The following is a 21,355-nucleotide window of genomic DNA, read 5'->3' as shown; positions in this document are numbered from 1 at the left end:
TATTTGAACCGTTAAACCGCGGCAGCGCCGCCGACGATTTCCGAGATCTCTTGGGTGATCGCAGCCTGACGCGCCTTGTTGTAGATCAGCTGCAAATCGCTGATCAGATCACCGGCGTTATCGGTAGCGTTTTTCATCGCGATCATCCGCGCCGCTTGTTCAGCTGCGTTGTTCTCGACCACCGCCTGGTACACCTGCGACTCCACGTAGCGCACCATCAAGCCGTCAAGCAGCTCTTTGGCGTCTGGTTCGTAGAGGTAGTCCCAGTGGTGCTTGAGTTCCTGATCCGGAGTCGCCACCAGTGGGATCAATTGCTCCACGGTTGGCTGCTGGGTCATGGTGTTGATGAACTTGTTGGATACCACGGACAGGCGGTCAATCCGGCCTTCCAGGTACGCATCCAGCATCACCTTCACACTGCCGATCAAATCATTGATCGACGGCTCTTCACCCAGGTGGCTAATAGCTGCAACGACGTTACCGCCGAAGTTGCGGAAAAAGGCCGCACCCTTGCTACCAACTACACACAGATCGATCTCGACGCCCTTTTCGCGGTTTACCGCCATGTCCTTGACCAGGGCCTTGAACAGGTTGGTATTCAGACCACCGCACAAACCACGGTCACTGCTCACTACCACATAACCCACACGCTTAACTTCGCGGTCGATCATGAACGGGTGGCGGTATTCCGGGTTGGCGTTAGCCAAATGCCCAATTACCTGGCGGATACGCTCCGCATAAGGACGGCTAGCAGCCATGCGCATTTGTGCCTTGCGCATTTTGCTGACCGCCACTTTTTCCATGGCGCTGGTAATCTTTTGCGTGCTTTTGATGCTCGCAATCTTACTGCGAATCTCTTTTGCGCCTGCCATGTAACACCTATCAGGTTAGCAAGCGGGAGCCTTGCGGCTCCCGCTGCGGCTTACCAGGTTTGGGTGGCCTTGAACTTCTCGATACCGGCTTTCATGCCAGCATCGATTTCGTCATTGAAGTCACCCTTCACGTTGATCTTGGCCAACAAGTCGGCATGATCGCGGTTGAAGTAAGCAATCAGCGCTTGTTCGAAGCTGCCGACCTTGGTGATTTCGACGTCAGTCAGGAACCCACGCTCAGCGGCATACAGCGACAACGCCATGTCAGCGATCGACATTGGGGCGTATTGCTTCTGCTTCATCAGCTCGGTAACGCGCTGACCATGCTCAAGTTGCTTACGGGTCGCTTCGTCCAGGTCAGAAGCGAACTGGGCGAATGCCGCCAGTTCACGGTACTGAGCCAGAGCGGTACGGATACCACCGGAGAGCTTCTTGATGATCTTGGTCTGAGCGGCACCACCCACACGGGATACCGAAACACCGGCGTTCACAGCAGGACGGATCCCGGAGTTGAACATGGCCGATTCCAGGAAGATCTGACCGTCGGTGATGGAAATCACGTTGGTCGGAACGAACGCGGAAACGTCGCCAGCCTGGGTTTCGATGATCGGCAGTGCGGTCAGGGAACCGGTTTTGCCGGTCACTGCGCCGTTGGTGAACTTCTCTACGTATTCTTCCGAAACGCGGGATGCGCGCTCCAGCAGACGGGAGTGGAGATAGAACACGTCGCCTGGGTAAGCTTCACGGCCTGGTGGACGGCGCAGCAGCAGGGAAATCTGGCGGTAAGCCACTGCTTGCTTGGACAGATCGTCATAAACGATCAGCGCGTCTTCACCGCGGTCGCGGAAGAATTCACCCATGGTGCAACCGGAGTACGGTGCCAGGAATTGCAGCGCAGGAGATTCCGAAGCACTGGCAGCCACGATGATCGTGTTGGCCAGGGCGCCGTTTTCTTCCAGCTTGCGAACCACGTTGGCGATGGTCGATTGCTTCTGACCAATGGCTACGTAGACGCAGAAAATGCCGCTGTCTTTCTGGTTGATGATCGCGTCGATCGCCAGAGCGGTTTTACCGATCTGACGGTCACCGATGATCAGCTCACGCTGGCCACGGCCGACTGGGATCATGGCGTCGACAGCCTTGTAGCCAGTCTGTACAGGCTGGTCTACCGACTTGCGCCAGATCACGCCTGGAGCAACTTTCTCGACCGCGTCGGTCTCGGTGTTGCCCAGTGGACCTTTACCGTCAACAGGGTTACCCAGTGCGTCGACTACGCGACCCAGCAGTTCCTTACCAACCGGAACTTCCAGGATGCGGCCTGTGCACTTGGCGCTCATGCCTTCAGCCAGACTGGTGTACGCGCCCAATACAACGGCACCTACGGAGTCTTGCTCCAGGTTGAGGGCCATACCGTAGACGCCGCCCGGAAACTCGATCATCTCGCCGTACATTACGTCGGCCAGACCGTGAATCCGCACGATGCCGTCAGATACGCTGACGACAGTGCCTTCGTTACGGGCTTGGGAGGTCACATCGAGCTTGTCGATGCGGCCCTTGATAATTTCACTTATTTCGGAAGGATTGAGTTGCTGCATTGCTCTGCTGCCCCTTCAAACTCAAGATTTCAATGCTTCGGCAAGTTTCGCGATTTTGCCGCGAATCGAGCCATCGATAACCAGGTCGCCGGCACGGATAACAACACCACCAATCAGGGATGCGTCCTCCGAAGCTTGCAGGCGCACTTCCCGATTGAGTCGTGCACTGAGAACCTTGGCGAGTTTGTCTTGCTGTTCTTGGTTCAATGCAAAAGCACTGGTCACTTCAACGTCTACCGATTTCTCTTCTTCGGCCTTGTACAGGTCGAAAAGAGCGGCGATCTCCGGCAAAAGCGGGAGACGGTCGTTTTCGGCAACGACGTGGATGAAGTTCTGCACCTTCACATCAAACTTGTCGCCGCACACTTCAATAAAAGTGGCGGCCTTGTCTGCGCTCGTCAGTCGCGGGGCCTTGAGCACGCGCTGCATGGTGTCGTCTTGCGACACTGCTGCAGCCAGGCCGAGCATGGCTGACCAAGAGGCCAGCTGCTGGTGGGCCTGGGCGTGCTCGAAGGCTGCCTTAGCGTAAGGTCGGGCCAACGTGGTCAATTCTGCCATGATCGCCCTCGCTTAGATTTCAGCAGCCAGTTTGTTAACCAGCTCCGCGTGCGCGTTTTGATCGATTGTGGCACCCAGGATCTTCTCAGCACCGCCGACGGCCAGAGCACCCAGTTGGGCACGCAGCGCATCTTTGACACCGTTCAATTCCTGCTCGATCTCGGCCTGAGCCTGAACCTTCACACGGTCAGCGTCGATACGGGCTTTTTCAACAGCCTCTTCAACAATCTGATTACCGCGTTTCTTGGCTTGCTCAATGATTTCAGCTGCCTGTGCCTTAGCATCGCGCAGTTGATGGCCCGCTTTCTCTTGGGCCAACTCCAGGTCGCGAGCTGCACGGCTGGCAGCGTCCAGTCCATCCGCGATCTTCTTTTGACGTTCGTGCAAAGCTGCGATGACCGGAGGCCATACGAACTTCATGCAGAAAACGACAAAAATCAAGAACGCTAAGGACTGACCAATAATGGTTGCATTAATGTTCACGCCAATACCTCGCTCGTTCGTTGCACAACACACCAATCACTCGAAAAAACGAGTGATTAACCGGCGAGTTGACCAACGAAGGGGTTCGCGAAGGTGAAGAACAGAGCGATACCAACACCGATCATGGTCACGGCGTCGAGCAGACCGGCAACGATGAACATTTTAACTTGCAGCATTGGAACCATTTCTGGCTGACGCGCTGCGCCTTCCAGGAACTTGCCGCCCAGCAGGCCGAAACCAATGGCAGTACCCAGGGCGCCCAGGCCGATCAACAGTGCAACAGCGATAGCGGTTAGACCAACTACAGTTTCCATCTTTCCTCCCGACTTTTACGTCGTATGGTTTAGGTTTTTTAGATTTTAAAGCGGTAAAACAAATCGTTTCATAGCCCTGGTGGGCCACCTTCCCGTTTCACCGGGAAGGACATCAGACTAGTCGAGACTGGCCTTAATGGTTCTCTTCGTGCGCCATCGACAGGTAGACGATGGTCAGCATCATGAAGATGAAGGCCTGCAGGGTGATGATCAGGATGTGGAACACAGCCCACGCCCACTGCAGAACAATGCCCAGGCCGCTAAGCCAGAGCAGACCACTGCCGAACATCACAGCGATCAGAATGAACACCAGCTCGCCGGCATACATGTTGCCGAACAGTCGCAGAGCCAGGGAAATCGGCTTGGCGATCAGGGTGACGAATTCCAGCAGGAAGTTCACCGGGATCAGCAGGGCTTGAACAAAAATGTTCTTGCTGCCGAACGGGTGCAGGGTCAGTTCGCCGATGAAGCCGCCGATGCCCTTGATCTTGATGCTGTAGAAAATGATCAACGCGAATACCGACAAGGCCATGCCCAGGGTAGCGTTAGGGTCAGTGGTCGATACGGCACGGAACGGAATATGCGGATCGCCGCTGATCGCCATGGCGAGCTGAGGAATCCAGTCAACCGGGATCAGGTCGACGGCGTTCATCAGGAACACCCAGACGAAGATGGTCAGTGCCAGCGGTGCAATCACCGGGCTACGGCCATGGAAGCTGTCTTTCACGCTGCCATCGACGAATTCGACCAATACTTCAACGAAGTTCTGCAAAGCACCTGGCTGACCGGAAGTCGCCTTTTTTGCCGCCATGCGGAAAATCAGGACGAAGATCAGACCCAATGCGACCGACCAGCCCAGAGTATCCAGGTGGAAAGCCCAGAAACCCATTTCTTTGGCTTCTGCTGCGGTGTGGGCGAAGCCCCAGCCGCCGTTGGGAAGCTGACCGAAGGTCAGGTTCTGCAAGTGGTGCTGGATATAGCCCGAAGCGGTTGTTTCTGCCATGGTTGCCTCAAACGCCCTAAGGTTTCGAAAGTCTTGTTTTCATTAGCAGGGGAGCGAACCAGCTGACCAGTTGGGTCAACACGAAGACGCCGAATACAGCCAGCGGCGCCAATGGCTTCACACCTGCAAAGGTCAGTGCAAACAGCACTGCCGTCAAAATCAGTTTCCCCGCCTCGCCGGCATAAAATGACCGGACGATAGCCTGGGCTGCTCGGGCGCCGGAAAACCGAAAGGCCCTGTGAGCAAAATACATATTGGGCAGCAAGGCTATCAGGCCTCCGCAGAGTCCTGAATATCCGGCTACGACTCCATGCCAATACCAAAGCGCCAACGCGGCGATTAATAAAATGACAAATTGAGCCAATAAAACCGGGAAAACGGCCAAGCGATGGAACGGCAACGTGTTTGGCGTGCGGGTTTCCATCACTTTTGCTCCTCAATGGTCGGCTGCCGAGAATCAATAACTTGGCATAATTTGTGCCGACAAAATGCGCGCAGAGTATAGGGGCGGTTCAGCCCCTATTCAACTGTCGGGTAGTGTTTTCCGATCACGCGCTACATAAGCAAATGTTTCAGCGGATGTGGGCAAGGACGCCCTGAAGCTCGTCAAGCGAGTTATATCCGATGACCAATTGCCCTTTGCCCTTCTTGCCGTGACGAATTTGTACCGCAGAGCCCAGCCGCTCGGCCAGGCGCTGTTCGAGGCGTGCGATATCCGGATCAGGTTTGGCTGTTTCGACCGGTGCAGGTTTGCCGCTCAGCCACTGGCGAACCAGCGCCTCAGTCTGACGCACCGTGAGCCCCCGTGCGACAACGTGTCGCGCCCCTTCAACCTGTTGATTTTCCGGCAAACCGAGCAAAGCACGGGCATGACCCATTTCCAGGTCGCCGTGGGACAACATGGTCTTGATGACTTCCGGCAATGCGATCAGACGCAGCAAGTTGGACACGGTAACGCGGGATTTACCCACCGCGTCGGCCACTTGTTGCTGGGTCAGCTGGAATTCCTGCTGCAAACGCTGCAATGCGATCGCTTCTTCGACCGGGTTGAGGTCTTCACGCTGGATGTTCTCGATCAATGCCATGGCGATGGCGGTTTCATCCGGCACATCGCGCACCATCGCCGGGATGGTTTCCTTGCCGGCCTGCTGGCTGGCGCGCCAGCGACGTTCACCGGCGATGATCTCAAAGCGGCCGCCGCCAATCGGGCGCACCACAATCGGCTGCATCACGCCCTGGGCCTTGATCGAGTTGGCCAGTTCTTCCAGCGCCTGGGGGTCCATGTCCCGGCGTGGCTGGTACTTGCCGCGCTGGATCAGGTCCAGCGGCAGGTGTTGCAGCTCGCGCTCGTCGGCCTGCACCGCTTGTTCTTCAAGCGAAGTGACAGTCGGACCACTCAGCAGTGCATCCAGTCCACGTCCGAGACCTCGTTTCTTGACGGCCATGGGGATTCCTTAAGTTGGCTGGGCTGCAGCGGTGCGTGGGTTGCGGCGTTGACGGCGAACCATCTCGCCGGCCAGTGCCAGGTAGGCTATGGCACCACGCGATGATTTGTCGTACGCCAGCGCGGGCATGCCGTAGCTTGGCGCTTCGGCCAGGCGGATGTTGCGTGGGATCACGGTGTCGTACAACTGATCGCCAAAGTGTTCCTTGAGCTGCGCCGACACATCGTTCATCAGGCTCAGGCGCGGATCGAACATCGTGCGCAGCAAGCCTTCGATCTGCAGGTTGGGGTTCAGCAGCTCGGCGATACGCTTGATGTTATCCACAAGGTCGCTCAACCCTTCGAGTGCGTAGTACTCGCACTGCATGGGGATAATCACCCCATCGGCGGCAACCAGCGCGTTGAGCGTCAGCATCGACAGCGACGGAGGGCAGTCGATCAAAATGTAATCGTAGTTCTCGCGGATCGGCGCCAAGGCGCTGCGCAGACGGCTTTCTTTCATCTGCATTTCGAGCAGCACCACTTCCGCCGCGGTCAAATCGCGGTTCGCCGGCAGCAGTTGATAACCACCGTGCTCGGAGTAGTGCATGGCCTGGGCCAGGTCACACTCGCCGATCAGCAAGTCGTAGACCGAATTTTCCAGGCCGTGTTTATCCACACCGCTACCCATGGTGGCGTTGCCCTGTGGATCGAGATCGATCAACAGCACCCGGCGCTTGGTGGCGACCAGGGATGCTGCGAGGTTGATGCAGGTGGTGGTTTTGCCCACGCCACCTTTCTGGTTCGCTATCGCGAATACCTTAGCCATTCTTGCTTGTGTTCCCAATCATGCCGTGCGGCGCAGTATCAGCAGATGGCGTTGGCCTTGGCAACCGGGTACGGCCAAGGCGTGTTCGCTATCGAGGTGGAAGTCTGTCGGCAATGCTAACAGCTCGTCGCTTGGATGAACGCCCTTCATTGCCAGCCAGCGGGTGTCGAGGTCGCCCAGATGGCGCGTCCAGTTACTGAAGTTCTCCATGCTGCTGAAGGCCCGGGAAACAATTCCGTTGAAGGGCAGTTCAGGCGTGAATTCTTCGACCCGACTGTGGATAACTTGCAGGTTATCCAGCTTGAGCTCGAGTTTGACCTGGGTCAGGAAGCGGGTTTTCTTGCCGTTGCTGTCCAGGCACGTCACTTGCGACTCGGGAAACAGGATGGCCAGCGGGATGCCCGGCATGCCACCGCCACTGCCCACGTCCAGCCAGCGGCCGTTTTCGATAAACGGCATCACACTCAAGCTGTCGAGCAAATGCCGCGAAACCATTTCGTCGGGATTGCGCACTGCGGTCAGGTTGTAGGCCTTGTTCCATTTGATCAACAGGGCCAGGTAGCCCAACAGCAATTCGTGCTGGGCTGCGGTCAGGTCCACGCCCAACTGGCGTGCACCTGTGGATAACTCTTCGGCGTGTTGCGAGGTGACCAACGAACTCAAGCGCTTTGCTCCAACTGACGGCCCGCGCCGCGTTTTTTCAAATGAATCATCAACAGCGAAATGGCTGCCGGAGTGACACCGGGAATACGCGAAGCCTGGCCCAGCGTTTCCGGGCGAGTTATCCCCAGCTTGCTTTGGATTTCTTTCGACAAGCCGGAAATCCCGGTGTAATCGATATCCACAGGCAGCTTGGTGTTTTCACTGGCGCGCAGGCGAGCGATCTCGTCCTGTTGGCGGTCAATGTAACCGGCGTATTTGGTCTTGATCTCGACCTGCTCGGCAACCTGTGGGTCTTCTGCGCCCTGGCCGGTCACTTCGACCAGACCAGCGTAGTCGATTTCCGGACGGGACAGCAGGTTGAGCAAGTTGTACTCGTGGGTCAGCGGCGTGCCGAATTTTTCCGCAATCGCATCGCCCTGCTCGGTGCCCGGGCGTACCCAGGTACTTTTCAGGCGTTGCTCTTCGAGCGTGATGCTTTCGCGTTTTTTGCAGAAGGCTGCCCAACGCGCGTCATCGACCAGGCCCAGCTCGCGACCTTTTTCGGTCAGGCGCAGGTCGGCGTTGTCTTCGCGCAGGATCAAACGGTATTCCGCCCGGGAAGTGAACATCCGGTACGGTTCCTGGGTGCCCAGGGTAATCAGGTCATCAACCAATACACCGATGTACGCTTCATCGCGACGCGGGCACCAGCTGTCTTTGCCCTGCGCGCGCAATGCTGCGTTGGTCCCGGCGAGCAAACCTTGGGCGCCGGCTTCTTCGTAACCGGTGGTGCCATTGATTTGGCCGGCGAAAAACAGACCGGCGATAACTTTGGTTTCGAGGCTGTACTTCAGGTCACGCGGGTCGAAATAGTCGTACTCGATGGCGTAGCCCGGACGCACGATGTGCGCGTTTTCCATACCGCGAATCGACTGCACGATCTGAATTTGCACGTCGAACGGCAAGGATGTGGAAATCCCGTTCGGGTACAGCTCATGGGTGGTCAGGCCTTCCGGTTCGATGAAGACCTGGTGGCTTTCCTTGTCGGCAAAGCGATGAATCTTGTCTTCGATCGATGGGCAATAACGCGGGCCGATACCCTCGATCACCCCGGAATACATCGGCGAACGGTCGAGGTTCGCGGCAATGATTTCGTGGGTGCGGGCGTTGGTGTGGGTGATCCAGCAGCTCACCTGTTTGGGGTGCTGTTCTTTGTTGCCCATGAACGACATGACCGGGATCGGTGTATCACCGGCTTGTTCGGTCATCACCGAGAAATCCACAGAACGCCCATCGATACGCGGCGGGGTACCTGTTTTCAAGCGGCCGACTCGCAGCGGCAACTCGCGCAGGCGTTTTGCCAGGGCAATCGACGGCGGATCACCGGCGCGACCGCCGGAATAGTTCTGCATGCCGATGTGGATAAGTCCGCCGAGGAATGTACCGGTGGTCAACACCACGGATTCTGCGAAGAAACGCAGGCCCATCTGCGTGACAACACCCTTCACCACATCCTGTTCGACGATCAGGTCATCGGCAGCTTGCTGAAATATCCACAGGTTCGGTTGGTTTTCCAGGGTTTCACGTACCGCAGCCTTGTACAGGATACGGTCGGCCTGTGCCCGAGTAGCGCGTACGGCCGGGCCTTTGCGGCTGTTGAGCACGCGAAATTGAATACCACCTTTGTCGGTAGCCATGGCCATGACGCCGCCAAGGGCATCAATTTCTTTAACCAGATGGCTTTTACCGATCCCGCCGATGGCGGGGTTGCAACTCATGGCACCGAGGGTTTCCACGTTGTGCGTCAACAACAGGGTTTTAACGCCCATGCGTGCTGACGCCAGTGCTGCCTCGGTACCGGCATGACCGCCGCCGATGACGATCACTTCAAAACGGGAAGGGAAATCCACCACGCACCTCGTGCCTGCTTATGTAGGTAATCAGGAATTGTTTGTTGAAAGAGTTTTCAAGCTTTGGCGGCAAGTATAGGGACTTAGCCCTTCCTAAAGAACCCTTTGCACAAAATTTAACCAGCTGTGGATGAATCACAGACAATAGAAATTAAAAAAGAAGAAATTTATAAGATCTTTGTTTTTATGTTTATTTCTACTGAGCCTGTTTTCTGTGGATAGATCTCTACAAGCCTATGTTTATGGTGTGTACAGGGATTCAAAAGTCTGTGGTCATGTGCCAATGAGGCCCTTGGATAAGTGCTTTAAGCCTGTGGATTAAAGGGGCAGTTATCCACAGAGGGGGTTTTGCTCAGGTTTCAGGCCCTGTTATCAACTGGGCACAGGTGCGGTTATTCACAGGGCTTAATCCACAGAAATCCGTCCTTGAGGGCATGGCAAGGCCACCAAAGCTTTCGATTCGGTGCATGGATCTAAAAAAAGCAGAGCTATTGTGAGAATTCAGCGGCGCAGTTAATAATAGCGATTATCATTAACCCATCCTGTCGCGCCCTATGCCCTTTCCTTCACACACGGCTGTCGTCCAGCACATCTATGAGCAGCACCATTCATGGCTGCACGGGTGGCTTAAAGGCAAGTTGCACAACGCTTGCGATGCAGCCGATGTGGCACATGACACCTTCGTGCGTATCCTGGGCGGTCGCCATGCAGGGCAAATCCTCGAACCGCGTGATTACTTGGCCACAATCGCCAGGGGTTTGGTGATTGACCGCTATCGTCGATCCGCCATTGAACAGGCTTATAAACAGTCGTTGGCCGAGCGTCCTGAAGCCACTGCCATCAGTGAAGAAGACAAGGCGATCATCATCGAAACCCTGGTGGCTGTGGATAAAGCCTTGTCGGAATTGGGGCGGCGGACACGCCATATTTTCATGCTGTCGCAGATTGAAGGTCTGACTTATCAACAGATCGCCGAGCAGTTGCAGGTATCGCTGACGACGGTCAAGAAACACATGATCCGCGCGCTCACCGAATGCTCATTGATCATGGCGAGCCTGTAATGCCTGCGCCGGATCGTAAGGTTTTCGAGGCGGCTGCCAGCTGGTACGTGCAGTTTCAAGCGCAGGTGCCTACCCCGGCCGAACGGCATGCCTGGCAGCAATGGCTCAACGGCGATCCCTCTCACCAAGCGGCATGGAACCAGTTGGAGCAATTACAGCGCAGCCTCGGCACCCTGCCCCAGGATTTCACACGTCGCGCTTTGTCAGCCACGCAACAACGGCGCCAGGTGCTCAAGTGGATGTTGGTATTGGGCGCCACCGGTTATCTGGGCTTCAATGTTCAACAACACACGCCCTTGGGCAATTTCTGGGCGGATTATCGAACACGCGTCGGTGAACGCCGGCGCATCGAGCTGGCCGACGGCACTCAAATCGATCTGAACACCAGCACCGCCATTGATGTGGTGTTTGATCAACGCCAGCGTCTGGTCCGCCTGCGCGACGGCGAAATACTTATCCACACCGGCAAATTGGGCGGGCAAACGCCTTTTTACGTCGAAACCCGCGAAGGCCGGGTCCAGGCATTGGGGACTCGGTTTACCGTGCGTCAATTAGCGGGCTCAACTCGCGTGGGTGTGCTGGAAGACCAAGTGAGCCTCTCGCCTGCCGACCTACCGGATCACGAGCGAATACTCAGTGCCGGCGAAAGTGCTGACTTCGACCGAAAAAATGTGGGGCCCGATCATTTCTATCGACGGACCCAGGCGGCTTGGGTCGATGGCCAGGTCATCGTTCTCGACGCTCGCCTTGGGGATCTGCTCGCCGACCTGGCGCGCTATCGCCCTGGCGTTCTGCGATGCGATTCGGCTTCGGCAAGTTTGCGAGTCTCCGGGACGTTCCGCCTGGACTCCACCGACGCGGTACTGGCTAACCTGCAAGCCACGCTGCCGATACAGGTGAAATATTTCAGCCGCTATTGGGTCGCGGTCACGCGCCTGGGCTGAAAGCAAAAAATAATCCACAGGGGGTTATCTTTTTTTTACCTGGCCCGGCCCTACAGGTAATCACGACGCTACCTACAGGGCTTCACCACCTATGCGCCTTCCTACCAAACTACGCAAACGCCTTTCTCACCATGGCATGACCTACGGTTTATTACTGTGCTCGGCCTCCGCCGCAGGTTTATGGCTGCCAGCTTGTGCCATGGGCGCCAGCACCGAGCAGCACTTCACCATCGCTGCCGGCCCGCTGGACGCCGCCCTCAGCCAGTTTGCTGCCAGAGCCAATGTGATCCTGTCGTTTTCCCCAGAGCAAACCGCACGTTTAAACACGCCAGGGCTGGAAGGTGATTACTCGGTTGATCAGGGCTTTGCACTGCTGCTGCAAAACTCGGGGCTGCAGGCCGTGGCGCAGGCGCCTGGTAGCTATGTATTACAAGCCGCGCCTACCGGGCAGCTGACATTGGCAGCCACGACCGTCAGCACTTATCAACAAACGGGTTTCAACCAGGATAGTGCCGGTGATGTTGGCTACAAGGCACAAAACAGCCGTATCGGCACCAAGACCAGTACGCCGCTGTCGGAAACGCCCCGGTCGGTATCGGTGGTCACAGGTCAGCGCATCAAGGACCAGAAGTCGCAGACGCTGACTGAAGTCTTGGGTTATGTACCGGGAATTTTCGCTCCACCCTTTGCCGCCGGCGATGGCCTGGCCGGTGATCTGTTCTTCATTCGTGGCTTCAACGCTACGGATTATGGCTACGGCCTGTTGCGCGACGGCCTACGGGTGCAAGGTAACCGGTATGACACCACCAGTGAGCCCTATGGCCTGGAGCGCGTGGAAATTTTCCGTGGACCTTCATCCCTGCTCTATGGCGAAAACGCACCGGGTGGCTTGGTTAATCTGGTCAGCAAACACCCAACTGCCACGCCGCAAGGCGAGTTGCAATTGGGCTATGGCTCCAACAATCGGCGCCAATTGGGTGTGGATATCTCCGGGCCGCTCAATGACAACGCCAATGTGCTGGGCCGCGTGGTCATGCTGGGCCGCAAGTCCGACACCCAGACCGACCATGTACCCGATGATCGCCTGTATATCGCGCCATCCCTGACCCTGAACTTCGACGACTACAACACCCTGACGCTGCTGGCCAACTACCAGAAGGACCACACCAACCTGGAACTCGGCCTGCCTGCCGCCGGTACTTTGCTCAGTAACCCCAACGGCAAGCTGTCCAAACACACCCTGCTTGGCGATCCGGATTGGAACACCTTTGAACGCGAAGCCTGGAGCACCGGTTACGAGTTCAGCCACAGCTTCAATGACGACTGGCAGTTCCGTCAGAACTCGCGCTACATGCAGTCGCGCATCAACCGCCATGAAACCTGGCCCAGTGCCTTGAATAATCGTGGCTTTGGTACCCAACTGAACATGACCGCGTACGACCGTTACAACAAGTCGATGGTGTACTCCCTGGATAACCAGCTCGAAGGTAAATTCCAACTGGGTGACCTGCAAAACACTGTGCTGTTCGGCGCCAGCTACGACCGCACCTCGTTCAATCAGGACTGGGACGCTGGGTTTGCCGGCACTATCAATGTGTATAACCCGGTGTATCTGCGCGACCCACTCACGCCGATCGCGGTACAGAACACCTTGCTTGAGCAGCAGATGAAAGGGGTTTACGCACAGGTGCAGAGCAAGTACGACCATTGGCTGTTCTTGCTGGGCGGGCGCCAGGACTGGGTCAACAGTGATTTTCGCGACAAGGTAAACAAGGCCAGTAACACCGGCTCTGAGGACAGGAAATTCACCTATCAGGGCGGGGTGATGTACCAGTTCGACAACGGGCTGACCCCGTATGTCAGCTACTCCACCGCATTTGTCCCGGTGCAGCAGATTTCCAATGCCGGCTCACCGTTAAAGCCGATTACCAGCCGCCAATACGAAGTGGGTGTGAAATACGAGCCGATCGGCTGGGACACCGCGATGACGTTGTCGGTGTATGACCTGCGCAAGCAAGACGACACCTACCTGGACGCCACCACCAACAGCTATCGCCAAGTGGGTGAAAGTCGCGCCAAAGGTGCAGAAGTCGAGATCAACAGCAATCTCACGCCTAACCTGAATATCACCGCGGCCTACACCTATACCGACGCAAGGATTACCAAGGATTCTGCAACGTCACTGGTCGAGGGACGCCAGATGACAGGGGTTCCACGCAACCAGGCGTCGGTATGGAGCAAGTACCGCTTCCTCGATGGCCAGCTCAAGGGTTTGTCCCTGGGCGGCGGTGTGCGTTACTTCGACAGTACCTTTTCCTACACCGCCCCTACGCTGTACGGCAAGTTGGATGCGGGAAGCGTGACGTTGGTGGATGCGGCCGTGGGTTATCAGATCAACCCACACTGGTCGGTGGATCTGAACGCCAAGAACCTCTTCGACAAGGAATATGTATCCGGTTGCAACGATGCCGGGCGTTGCTACTGGGGTGACAGCCGTACCTTGCTCGGCACGGTGTCCTACAACTGGTAAGGCCCTGTGGATAACTTGGCTACTTACCAATACAGAAGCTGGAAAAGATCCTTCCCAACAAATCATCGGAGCTGAACGCACCGGTGATTTCCCCAAGCAGCTGCTGTGCCTGTCGTAAATCCTCAGCCAGCAGCTCGCCAGCCCCCGCCAAGGTCAGCTGCGCCCGACCGTGCTCCAACGCCGCACTGGCGTGACGCAGTGCCTCCAGGTGCCTGCGGCGCGCGCTGAAGCTGCTTTCGGAGGTCTGTTCATAGCCCATGCAGGCCTTGAGGTGGTCGCGCAGCAATTCCAACCCATCGCCAGCTGACTTTGCGCTCAGGCTGATGGTGACGTGGCCATCGTCACTGGTCTGCATGGCAATGGTTTCGCCGGTTAAATCCGCCTTGTTGCGGATCAGGGTGACTTTGGCCGGGTCTGGCCGTTGCTCGAGAAATTCCGGCCACAGGGCAAAAGGATCCATAGCCTCTGGCGCAGTGGCATCCACCACCAGCAATACGCGGTCCGCTTCACTGATCGCCTTGAGCGCCCGTTCCACGCCGATCTTTTCCACCTGGTCGTCGGTATCCCGCAAGCCGGCGGTGTCGACCACGTGCAGCGGCATGCCATCGATGTGGATATGTTCGCGCAAGATGTCCCGGGTGGTGCCGGCAATCTCGGTAACGATCGCCGCTTCCCGACCCGCCAGCGCATTAAGCAGGCTGGACTTGCCGGCATTCGGCCGCCCCGCGATGACCACTGTCATGCCGTCGCGCAGCAAAGCACCCTGCCCGGCTTCGCGCAGGACGGTGGATAACTCATCGCGAACTTTATCCAGCATCGCCAGGACGTGGCCATCAGCGAGGAAGTCGATTTCTTCCTCCGGGAAATCAATCGCAGCCTCGACGTAGATGCGCAGGCTGATCAACTGCTCGGTCAAGTTATGCACACGCAGGGAAAAAGCGCCCTGCAGCGAGCGCAACGCATTGCGCGCTGCCTGTGCAGAACTGGCTTCGATCAAATCGGCAATTGCCTCGGCCTGGGCCAGGTCGAGTTTGTCATTGAGGAATGCCCGCTCGCTGAATTCCCCTGGTCGCGCCAGACGGCAGCCTAATTGCAGGCAACGCTGCAGCAACATATCCAGCACCACCGGGCCGCCGTGGCCCTGCAGTTCCAGGACGTCTTCACCGGTGAACGAGTTAGGGCCGGGGAAATACAGCGCCAACCCCTCATCCAATACCGTTTCATCCGCATCCAGGAACGGCCCGTAATGGGCATATCGGGGTTTCAACTCACGGCCGCTGATGGCCTGGGCTGCCACGCTGGCCAGCGGCCCGGAAATTCGAACGATACCGACGCCGCCGCGACCTTGAGCGGTAGCGACGGCAGCGATGGTTTCACGAGGAGCGCTCATCAGCAGGTTCCAGAACAAAAGTGACGGAAAGCAAAACGCCCCACTAGGGGGCGTCTTGAGTGGTTATCCACAGAGTAAATTACGCCGCAGCTTTTTTGGTAGCCGCTTCGATTTTACGTGTGATGTACCACTGTTGAGAGATCGACAACACGTTGTTGACCACCCAGTACAGCACCAGACCCGCTGGGAACCACAGGAAGAAGAAGGTGAAGATGATTGGCATCATTTTCATTACCTTGGCCTGCATCGGATCCGGCGGAGTCGGGTTCAGACGCTGCTGGATAAACATGGTCGCGCCCATGATGATCGGCAGAATAAAGAACGGGTCTTTAATCGACAGGTCAGTTATCCACAGAATGAACGGTGCCTGGCGCATTTCGACGCTTTCCAGGAGAACCCAGTACAGCGACAGGAATACCGGCATCTGCACCAGAATCGGCAAGCAACCACCCAGCGGGTTGATCTTCTCTTTCTTGTACAGCTCCATCATGGCCTGCGACATTTTCTGCCGGTCGTCACCATGTTGCTCTTTCAGAGCGGCCAGTTTTGGCGCAACGGCACGCATACGCGCCATCGACTTGTAGCTGGCTGCCGACAGAGGGAAGAAAAGCCCTTTGATCAGCATGGTCAGGAAGATGATCGAGAAGCCCCAGTTACCCACAATGCTGTGGATATGTTGCAGCAGCCAGAAAATCGGCTGGGCAATGAACCACAGAATGCCGTAATCCACAGTCAGTTCCAGACCTGGGGACAACTCTTTGAGCACAGCCTGGCTTTTCGGGCCGGCGTACAGGGTAGTGCTGGTTTCAGCTTTGGCACCTGGAGCGACGGTCAACGCCGGGCCAGTAAAACCAATGATGTAGTTGCCCTGGCTGTCTTTTCGGGTTTGAACCAGGTTGGCTTCACCCTTGTTCGGGATCCATGCGGTCACGAAGTAGTGTTGCAACCACGCAACCCAGCCACCTTGGACGGTTTCTTTCAGCGAGCCCTTGTCGATATCTTTCATCGACACTTTTTTGTACGGCTCGCTACTTGTCCACAGGGCGGCGCCCAGGTAAGTCGCGGTGCCGGTGGCGGTGCTGGAAGAAGGATCGGCGCTGTTGTCACGCTTGAGCTGGGCAAACAGGTTGCCCGTCCATGGCTTGGCGCTCTCGTTGTCGATCAGGTAAGTGACCTTCAAGTCGTACAGACCACGGGTGAAGCTGAAACGCTTGATGTAGTTGACGCCGTCGAGGCTGAATTTCAGGTCGACATTCAACTGGTTCTGGCCGTCGGCCAGTTGATAAGTCTTCTGTTCGGTCGAATAAACCGGACGACCGGTAGCACGAGCATCCGGACCGTCAGTGCCGGTCAGGCCGCTTTGCGCCAGATAAGTACGTTCACCACCGTTATCGAACAGTTGGAACGGAACATCCGGATGGTCTTGGCGACGTGGATACAGCGGCAGTTTCAACTGCGCGATATCACCACCTTGTGGGTCGATAGCCAGGTCGAGCACATCCGTTTTTACGTGGATGAGGTCTTTATTGGTGACCACTGGCGTTTCTAGAGGGGCGCTTGTCTCGCCATTCGCGCTGGGAACATCGGCACTCGCGGACGCATTGTTACCCAGCGGGGTGTCCGGAATAGCCGGCGCAGCCTGATTGGTAGCAACATTCTGAGTCGGCAGGGCAGCTTGGCCGTAGTCCTGGTTCCACTTAAGAACCATGACGTAGGACACGATTGCCAGGGCGACGATCAGGATCGTGCGTTTAATATCCATGATTACTCGGCCATCGAAGAAGAACGGGAGGTAGGGATAGGTGGAACCGGGTCGAAACCACCGGGATTCCACGGATGACAGCGGCCTAAACGACGAAAGGCCAGCCAGCCACCGCGCAGAAGACCATGATTTTCTATGGCCTCTAACGCGTAGCAGGAACAACTGGGGTAGAAACGACAGTGGTCGGCCATCAGAGGACTAATGGCATAACGGTAAAACTGGATCGGAACGAGTGCCAGTTTACGCATTGGTGCTGTCTACCCCTACAGTTTCGGTGCTGACTGCTGGTGCTGGCTTGTTGGTACGCGCCAAACGTTTCCAGAGCTTGCCGAAATGCTGAATCAATTCGGGGTTTTCTACATCCCCCAAGCCTTTGCGCGCGACGATAACAATATCCCAACCAACCAGAGTGTCCTGGTGGAGGCGAAACGATTCGCGCATCAGACGCTTGAGGCGATTGCGCTCAACGGAGAGCTTTACGCTCTTCTTGCCGATCACCAACCCGAGACGGGGGTGATCCAGATCGTTGTTACGCGCAAGGAGCAGGAGATTTTTCCCCGGAACCTTGCCGGTGGGGGAGTCAAAGACTGCCTTGAAATGCCGGGGGGTTAGCAGACGCTTTTCCCGACTGAAGTCCTGACTCACCACCAGTACCGGATTATCAAACTGCCAGACGCGCACGACCTTTGGCGCGGCGACGCGACAGGACAGCACGGCCGTTCTTGGTAGCCATGCGAGCACGGAAGCCGTGAGTACGGGCGCGTTTGATGGTGCTTGGTTGGAAAGTACGTTTCATGGCGTTGTTACCTGGTTCGTCCACAACGGGCCGGAATGGCCCCCGTTTTAAGAGACCGGCGATTCTAGAGAAAGCAAGCCTCTAGGTCAATTTCCAACCAGCTTTTCCTTCAATTAGATCTTCCATAGGCAATCGGCCCTTTTCTATCCGCCTGGCTTTCACGAGCAATGCCATAGATATAAAAATAAAGAAGGAAGTTATTTAAAGCTTTTCTGTAAAGCTTATAAAAGCTAGGCAGGCGATCATCTGTGGATAACTGCCTTGAGGCCATATTCCACCTGCTGTACAGAGAATGACAAGTACGGGGGAAAACAGTGCTCTGCCTGTGCTGCGCTGTCGGATAAGCTGTGGGTGGAATGGGTTTTTATCCACAGGCCAGTTACCCACAGACTTTCGACCCCACTTGTACAACGAGCTTAGGTGCGCTTATCCACAGAGCTTATGCACAGACCATTGGTCGGCTTTTTTGCACTTAACACATTGATTTTGGCTGTTCAGTGAGCAACCTACATGTGGATAAGTGGGCGTCTGGCCGCTACAATGGCGGCTGTTTTTGCCTCACCGGCTTTCAACTTAGGGGATATCCGTGTCAGTGGAACTTTGGCAGCAGTGCGTGGAGCTTTTGCGCGAAGAGCTGCCTGCCCAGCAATTCAACACCTGGATCCGTCCGCTACAGGTCGAAGCCGAAGGCGACGAGTTGCGTGTCTACGCGCCGAATCGTTTTGTTCTCGATTGGGTCAACGAGAAATATCTGAGCCGCGTTCTCGAATTGCTCGATGAACACGGCAACGGCATCGCGCCCGTGCTTTCCTTATTAATAGGCAGCAAACGCAGTTCTGCACCGCGTGCTGCGCCGAATGCGCCGCTGGCGGCGGCTGCGTCTCAAGCCCAAGCGGCACCTGTTAATAACTCGCCGGCGCCCGTTGCCCAGGCGCCGTCGAAATCGTCGTCGCAGAAAAACGCGCCTATAAATGAAGAGCCATCGCGTGACAGCTTTGATCCGATGGCTGGCGCCAGCTCGCAGCAAGCACCGGTTCGCGCCGAGCAGCGCACCGTGCAGGTGGAAGGTGCGCTCAAGCACACCAGTTACCTGAACCGTACCTTTACCTTTGAGAACTTCGTCGAAGGTAAATCCAACCAGCTGGCCCGCGCGGCCGCCTGGCAGGTAGCCGATAACCCCAAGCATGGTTACAACCCGCTCTTCCTTTATGGTGGCGTTGGCTTGGGTAAGACTCACTTGATGCACGCTGTGGGTAACCATCTATTAAAGAAGAACCCGAATGCCAAGGTTGTGTACCTGCACTCGGAGCGCTTCGTGGCTGACATGGTCAAGGCCTTGCAGCTCAACGCAATCAACGAATTCAAGCGTTTCTACCGTTCGGTGGACGCCTTGCTGATCGATGACATTCAATTCTTCGCTCGCAAGGAGCGTTCCCAGGAAGAGTTTTTCCACACCTTCAACGCCCTGCTCGAAGGCGGCCAACAGGTCATCTTGACCAGTGACCGTTACCCGAAGGAAATCGAAGGCCTGGAAGAACGCTTGAAGTCACGCTTTGGCTGGGGCCTGACCGTTGCGGTAGAACCGCCGGAGCTGGAAACCCGCGTGGCGATCCTGATGAAAAAGGCCGACCAGGCGAAAGTCGACCTGCCCCACGATGCAGCCTTCTTTATCGCCCAACGCATTCGTTCCAACGTGCGTGAGCTCGAAGGCGCGCTCAAGCGGGTTATCGCACACTCGCACTTCATGGGGCGCGACATCACCATCGAGTTGATTCGCGAATCCCTCAAAGACTTGCTGGCTCTGCAAGACAAGCTGGTGAGTGTGGATAACATTCAGCGCACCGTGGCTGAGTACTACAAGATCAAGATTTCCGACCTGCTGTCCAAGCGCCGTTCGCGCTCGGTGGCACGTCCACGTCAGGTGGCGATGGCGCTCTCCAAAGAGCTGACCAACCACAGCCTGCCGGAAATCGGTGATGTGTTTGGCGGTCGAGACCACACCACGGTCTTGCATGCGTGCCGCAAGATCAATGAACTTAAGGAATCCGACGCGGATATTCGCGAGGACTACAAGAACCTGCTGCGTACACTGACTACCTGATGACACCAGCGCAGCTTATTAAGGCAAGGGACTAGACCATGCATTTCACCATTCAACGCGAAGCCCTGTTGAAACCCCTGCAACTGGTCGCAGGCGTCGTTGAGCGCCGACAGACCTTGCCGGTGCTTTCCAACGTATTGCTGGTGGTCGAAGGCCAGCAATTGTCTTTGACCGGTACCGACCTGGAAGTCGAACTGGTGGGTCGCGTGCAGCTCGAAGAGCCGGCTGAGCCCGGCGAAATCACTGTGCCGGCACGTAAGCTGATGGACATCTGCAAAAGCCTGCCCAACGATGCGCTGATCGACATCAAGGTCGATGAGCAGAAATTGGTGGTCAAGGCCGGTCGCAGCCGTTTCACGCTGTCGACCTTGCCGGCCAATGACTTCCCTACCGTCGAAGAAGGCCCAGGCTCGCTGACCTGCAGCCTGGACCAGAGCAAGCTACGCCGTTTGATCGAACGCACCAGCTTCGCCATGGCCCAGCAGGACGTGCGTTACTACCTCAATGGCATGCTGCTGGAGGTCGCTGAAGGCGTTATCCGTGCAGTGGCTACCGACGGTCACCGCCTGGCCATGTGCTCGATGCGTGCCGATATCGGCCAGCCGGACCGTCACCAGGTCATCGTGCCGCGTAAAGGTATCCTGGAACTGGCGCGTCTGCTCACCGAGCCGGATGGCAATGTCAGCATCGTCCTGGGTCAGCACCACATCCGTGCCACCACGGGCGAATTCACCTTCACGTCCAAGCTGGTTGACGGCAAATTCCCTGACTACGAGCGTGTGCTGCCAAAAGGTGGCGACAAGCTGGTGATCGGCGATCGTCAGGCGCTGCGTGAAGCGTTCAGCCGTACTGCGATTCTGTCCAACGAGAAGTACCGTGGTATTCGTCTGCAACTGGCTAACGGTCAGCTGAAAATCCAGGCCAATAACCCGGAGCAGGAAGAAGCGGAAGAAGAAGTTGGCGTTGACTACAACGGCGGCTCGCTGGAAATCGGCTTTAACGTGAGCTACCTGCTGGACGTACTGGGTGTGATGACCACCGAACAGGTTCGCCTGATTCTGTCGGACTCCAACAGCAGTGCCCTGGTGCAAGAATCCGACAACGACGACTCGGCTTACGTTGTTATGCCGATGCGCCTGTAA

General features: G+C 56.7%; 21 protein-coding genes. 5 read left to right on the top strand and 16 right to left on the bottom strand.

Annotation, left to right across the window (positions count from 1 at the left end; all coding sequences use genetic code 11):
- Positions 1-11: 11 nt before the first annotated feature.
- The 11 genes from atpG to mnmG form a co-directional block, all read right to left on the bottom strand.
- Complete coding sequence (gene atpG, locus BFP92_RS28325; RefSeq protein WP_010207685.1) at positions 12-872, bottom strand: F0F1 ATP synthase subunit gamma; 861 nt, start codon at positions 870-872, stop codon at positions 12-14.
- Between the two features lie 50 nt (positions 873-922).
- Positions 923-2,467: a F0F1 ATP synthase subunit alpha gene (atpA, locus tag BFP92_RS28320; RefSeq protein WP_017135120.1), complete on the bottom strand. Its 1,545-nt coding sequence runs from the start codon at positions 2,465-2,467 to the stop codon at positions 923-925.
- A gap of 21 nt (positions 2,468-2,488) precedes the next feature.
- Positions 2,489-3,025, bottom strand: coding sequence for a F0F1 ATP synthase subunit delta (locus tag BFP92_RS28315; RefSeq protein ID WP_017135121.1), 537 nt, complete (start codon positions 3,023-3,025; stop codon positions 2,489-2,491).
- A gap of 12 nt (positions 3,026-3,037) precedes the next feature.
- The gene (locus tag BFP92_RS28310) at positions 3,038-3,508 is read right to left on the bottom strand and encodes a F0F1 ATP synthase subunit B (RefSeq protein WP_056860942.1); all 471 of its coding nucleotides are present in this window, start codon (positions 3,506-3,508) and stop codon (positions 3,038-3,040) included.
- Positions 3,509-3,564: 56 nt separating this feature from the next.
- The gene (gene atpE, locus BFP92_RS28305) at positions 3,565-3,822 is read right to left on the bottom strand and encodes a F0F1 ATP synthase subunit C (RefSeq protein ID WP_002555987.1); all 258 of its coding nucleotides are present in this window, start codon (positions 3,820-3,822) and stop codon (positions 3,565-3,567) included.
- A gap of 133 nt (positions 3,823-3,955) precedes the next feature.
- The gene (gene atpB, locus BFP92_RS28300) at positions 3,956-4,825 is read right to left on the bottom strand and encodes a F0F1 ATP synthase subunit A (RefSeq protein ID WP_017135123.1); all 870 of its coding nucleotides are present in this window, start codon (positions 4,823-4,825) and stop codon (positions 3,956-3,958) included.
- A 16-nt stretch (positions 4,826-4,841) separates the two neighbouring features.
- Positions 4,842-5,249 carry a F0F1 ATP synthase subunit I gene (locus BFP92_RS28295; RefSeq protein WP_010565865.1) on the bottom strand — a complete coding sequence of 136 codons (408 nt, stop codon included), beginning with the start codon at positions 5,247-5,249 and terminating at the stop codon, positions 4,842-4,844.
- 148 nt (positions 5,250-5,397) lie between these two features.
- A complete protein-coding gene (locus BFP92_RS28290) occupies positions 5,398-6,270 on the bottom strand; it encodes a ParB/RepB/Spo0J family partition protein (RefSeq protein WP_017135124.1) in 873 nt (290 codons plus the stop codon).
- 9 nt (positions 6,271-6,279) lie between these two features.
- Positions 6,280-7,077: a ParA family protein gene (locus tag BFP92_RS28285; protein ID WP_056860944.1), complete on the bottom strand. Its 798-nt coding sequence runs from the start codon at positions 7,075-7,077 to the stop codon at positions 6,280-6,282.
- Positions 7,078-7,095: 18 nt separating this feature from the next.
- Positions 7,096-7,740 (bottom strand): 16S rRNA (guanine(527)-N(7))-methyltransferase RsmG, encoded by a 645-nt coding sequence (rsmG, locus tag BFP92_RS28280; protein WP_058420576.1) that lies wholly within the window; start codon positions 7,738-7,740, stop codon positions 7,096-7,098.
- Positions 7,737-9,629: a tRNA uridine-5-carboxymethylaminomethyl(34) synthesis enzyme MnmG gene (gene mnmG, locus BFP92_RS28275; protein ID WP_058420583.1), complete on the bottom strand. Its 1,893-nt coding sequence runs from the start codon at positions 9,627-9,629 to the stop codon at positions 7,737-7,739. Before mnmG ends, rsmG begins: the two co-directional genes overlap by 4 nt.
- 554 nt (positions 9,630-10,183) lie before the next feature.
- Here mnmG and BFP92_RS28270 point away from each other — a divergent pair.
- From BFP92_RS28270 to BFP92_RS28260, 3 genes are all read left to right on the top strand, one after another.
- Positions 10,184-10,690 (top strand): sigma-70 family RNA polymerase sigma factor, encoded by a 507-nt coding sequence (locus BFP92_RS28270; protein WP_065932021.1) that lies wholly within the window; start codon positions 10,184-10,186, stop codon positions 10,688-10,690.
- Positions 10,690-11,634, top strand: coding sequence for a FecR domain-containing protein (locus tag BFP92_RS28265; protein ID WP_065932020.1), 945 nt, complete (start codon positions 10,690-10,692; stop codon positions 11,632-11,634). The genes BFP92_RS28270 and BFP92_RS28265 overlap by 1 nt, the downstream gene beginning before the upstream one ends.
- Before the next feature lie 91 nt (positions 11,635-11,725).
- Complete coding sequence (locus BFP92_RS28260; protein ID WP_065932019.1) at positions 11,726-14,164, top strand: TonB-dependent siderophore receptor; 2,439 nt, start codon at positions 11,726-11,728, stop codon at positions 14,162-14,164.
- A 19-nt stretch (positions 14,165-14,183) separates the two neighbouring features.
- Here the strand turns inward: BFP92_RS28260 and mnmE are convergent, their stop codons facing one another.
- From mnmE to rpmH, 5 genes are all read right to left on the bottom strand, one after another.
- Positions 14,184-15,554: a tRNA uridine-5-carboxymethylaminomethyl(34) synthesis GTPase MnmE gene (mnmE, locus tag BFP92_RS28255; protein ID WP_065932018.1), complete on the bottom strand. Its 1,371-nt coding sequence runs from the start codon at positions 15,552-15,554 to the stop codon at positions 14,184-14,186.
- Between the two features lie 79 nt (positions 15,555-15,633).
- On the bottom strand, positions 15,634-17,316 hold the full coding sequence (yidC, locus tag BFP92_RS28250; RefSeq protein ID WP_058420571.1) for a membrane protein insertase YidC: 1,683 nt from the start codon (positions 17,314-17,316) through the stop codon (positions 15,634-15,636).
- 2 nt (positions 17,317-17,318) lie between these two features.
- On the bottom strand, positions 17,319-17,564 hold the full coding sequence (yidD, locus tag BFP92_RS30860) for a membrane protein insertion efficiency factor YidD (protein WP_073636650.1): 246 nt from the start codon (positions 17,562-17,564) through the stop codon (positions 17,319-17,321).
- Positions 17,557-17,961, bottom strand: coding sequence for a ribonuclease P protein component (gene rnpA, locus BFP92_RS30855; protein ID WP_026013533.1), 405 nt, complete (start codon positions 17,959-17,961; stop codon positions 17,557-17,559). The genes yidD and rnpA overlap by 8 nt, the downstream gene beginning before the upstream one ends.
- A 16-nt stretch (positions 17,962-17,977) precedes the next feature.
- A complete protein-coding gene (rpmH, locus tag BFP92_RS30850) occupies positions 17,978-18,112 on the bottom strand; it encodes a 50S ribosomal protein L34 (RefSeq protein WP_003213577.1) in 135 nt (44 codons plus the stop codon).
- Positions 18,113-18,698: 586 nt separating this feature from the next.
- On the opposite strand from rpmH, the gene dnaA reads away from it, so the two are divergent.
- Positions 18,699-20,213 (top strand): chromosomal replication initiator protein DnaA, encoded by a 1,515-nt coding sequence (gene dnaA, locus BFP92_RS28240; protein ID WP_056860951.1) that lies wholly within the window; start codon positions 18,699-18,701, stop codon positions 20,211-20,213.
- 38 nt (positions 20,214-20,251) lie between these two features.
- The gene (gene dnaN, locus BFP92_RS28235) at positions 20,252-21,355 is read left to right on the top strand and encodes a DNA polymerase III subunit beta (protein WP_017135131.1); all 1,104 of its coding nucleotides are present in this window, start codon (positions 20,252-20,254) and stop codon (positions 21,353-21,355) included.

The sequence above is a fragment of the Pseudomonas sp. 58 R 3 genome (genome assembly GCF_900006605.1).
In the GTDB taxonomy this organism is placed as follows: Bacteria; Pseudomonadota; Gammaproteobacteria; order Pseudomonadales; family Pseudomonadaceae; genus Aquipseudomonas; species Aquipseudomonas salomonii.
This window is presented reverse-complemented; position numbering and strand designations above follow the sequence as displayed.

Excerpts from the sequence above, each read along its gene's own strand:
- atpG (WP_010207685.1), bottom strand. The coding sequence starts at position 872 with ATGGCAGGCGCAAAAGAGATTCGCAGTAAGATTGCGAGCATCAAAAGC.
- atpA (WP_017135120.1), bottom strand. The coding sequence starts at position 2,467 with ATGCAGCAACTCAATCCTTCCGAAATAAGTGAAATTATCAAGGGCCGC.
- BFP92_RS28315 (WP_017135121.1), bottom strand. The coding sequence starts at position 3,025 with ATGGCAGAATTGACCACGTTGGCCCGACCTTACGCTAAGGCAGCCTTC.
- atpE (WP_002555987.1), bottom strand. The coding sequence starts at position 3,822 with ATGGAAACTGTAGTTGGTCTAACCGCTATCGCTGTTGCACTGTTGATC.
- atpB (WP_017135123.1), bottom strand. The coding sequence starts at position 4,825 with ATGGCAGAAACAACCGCTTCGGGCTATATCCAGCACCACTTGCAGAAC.
- BFP92_RS28295 (WP_010565865.1), bottom strand. The coding sequence starts at position 5,249 with ATGGAAACCCGCACGCCAAACACGTTGCCGTTCCATCGCTTGGCCGTT.
- BFP92_RS28290 (WP_017135124.1), bottom strand. The coding sequence starts at position 6,270 with ATGGCCGTCAAGAAACGAGGTCTCGGACGTGGACTGGATGCACTGCTG.
- BFP92_RS28285 (WP_056860944.1), bottom strand. The coding sequence starts at position 7,077 with ATGGCTAAGGTATTCGCGATAGCGAACCAGAAAGGTGGCGTGGGCAAA.
- BFP92_RS28270 (WP_065932021.1), top strand. The coding sequence starts at position 10,184 with ATGCCCTTTCCTTCACACACGGCTGTCGTCCAGCACATCTATGAGCAG.
- BFP92_RS28265 (WP_065932020.1), top strand. The coding sequence starts at position 10,690 with ATGCCTGCGCCGGATCGTAAGGTTTTCGAGGCGGCTGCCAGCTGGTAC.
- BFP92_RS28260 (WP_065932019.1), top strand. The coding sequence starts at position 11,726 with ATGCGCCTTCCTACCAAACTACGCAAACGCCTTTCTCACCATGGCATG.
- mnmE (WP_065932018.1), bottom strand. The coding sequence starts at position 15,554 with ATGAGCGCTCCTCGTGAAACCATCGCTGCCGTCGCTACCGCTCAAGGT.
- yidC (WP_058420571.1), bottom strand. The coding sequence starts at position 17,316 with ATGGATATTAAACGCACGATCCTGATCGTCGCCCTGGCAATCGTGTCC.
- yidD (WP_073636650.1), bottom strand. The coding sequence starts at position 17,564 with ATGCGTAAACTGGCACTCGTTCCGATCCAGTTTTACCGTTATGCCATT.
- rpmH (WP_003213577.1), bottom strand. The coding sequence starts at position 18,112 with ATGAAACGTACTTTCCAACCAAGCACCATCAAACGCGCCCGTACTCAC.
- dnaN (WP_017135131.1), top strand. The coding sequence starts at position 20,252 with ATGCATTTCACCATTCAACGCGAAGCCCTGTTGAAACCCCTGCAACTG.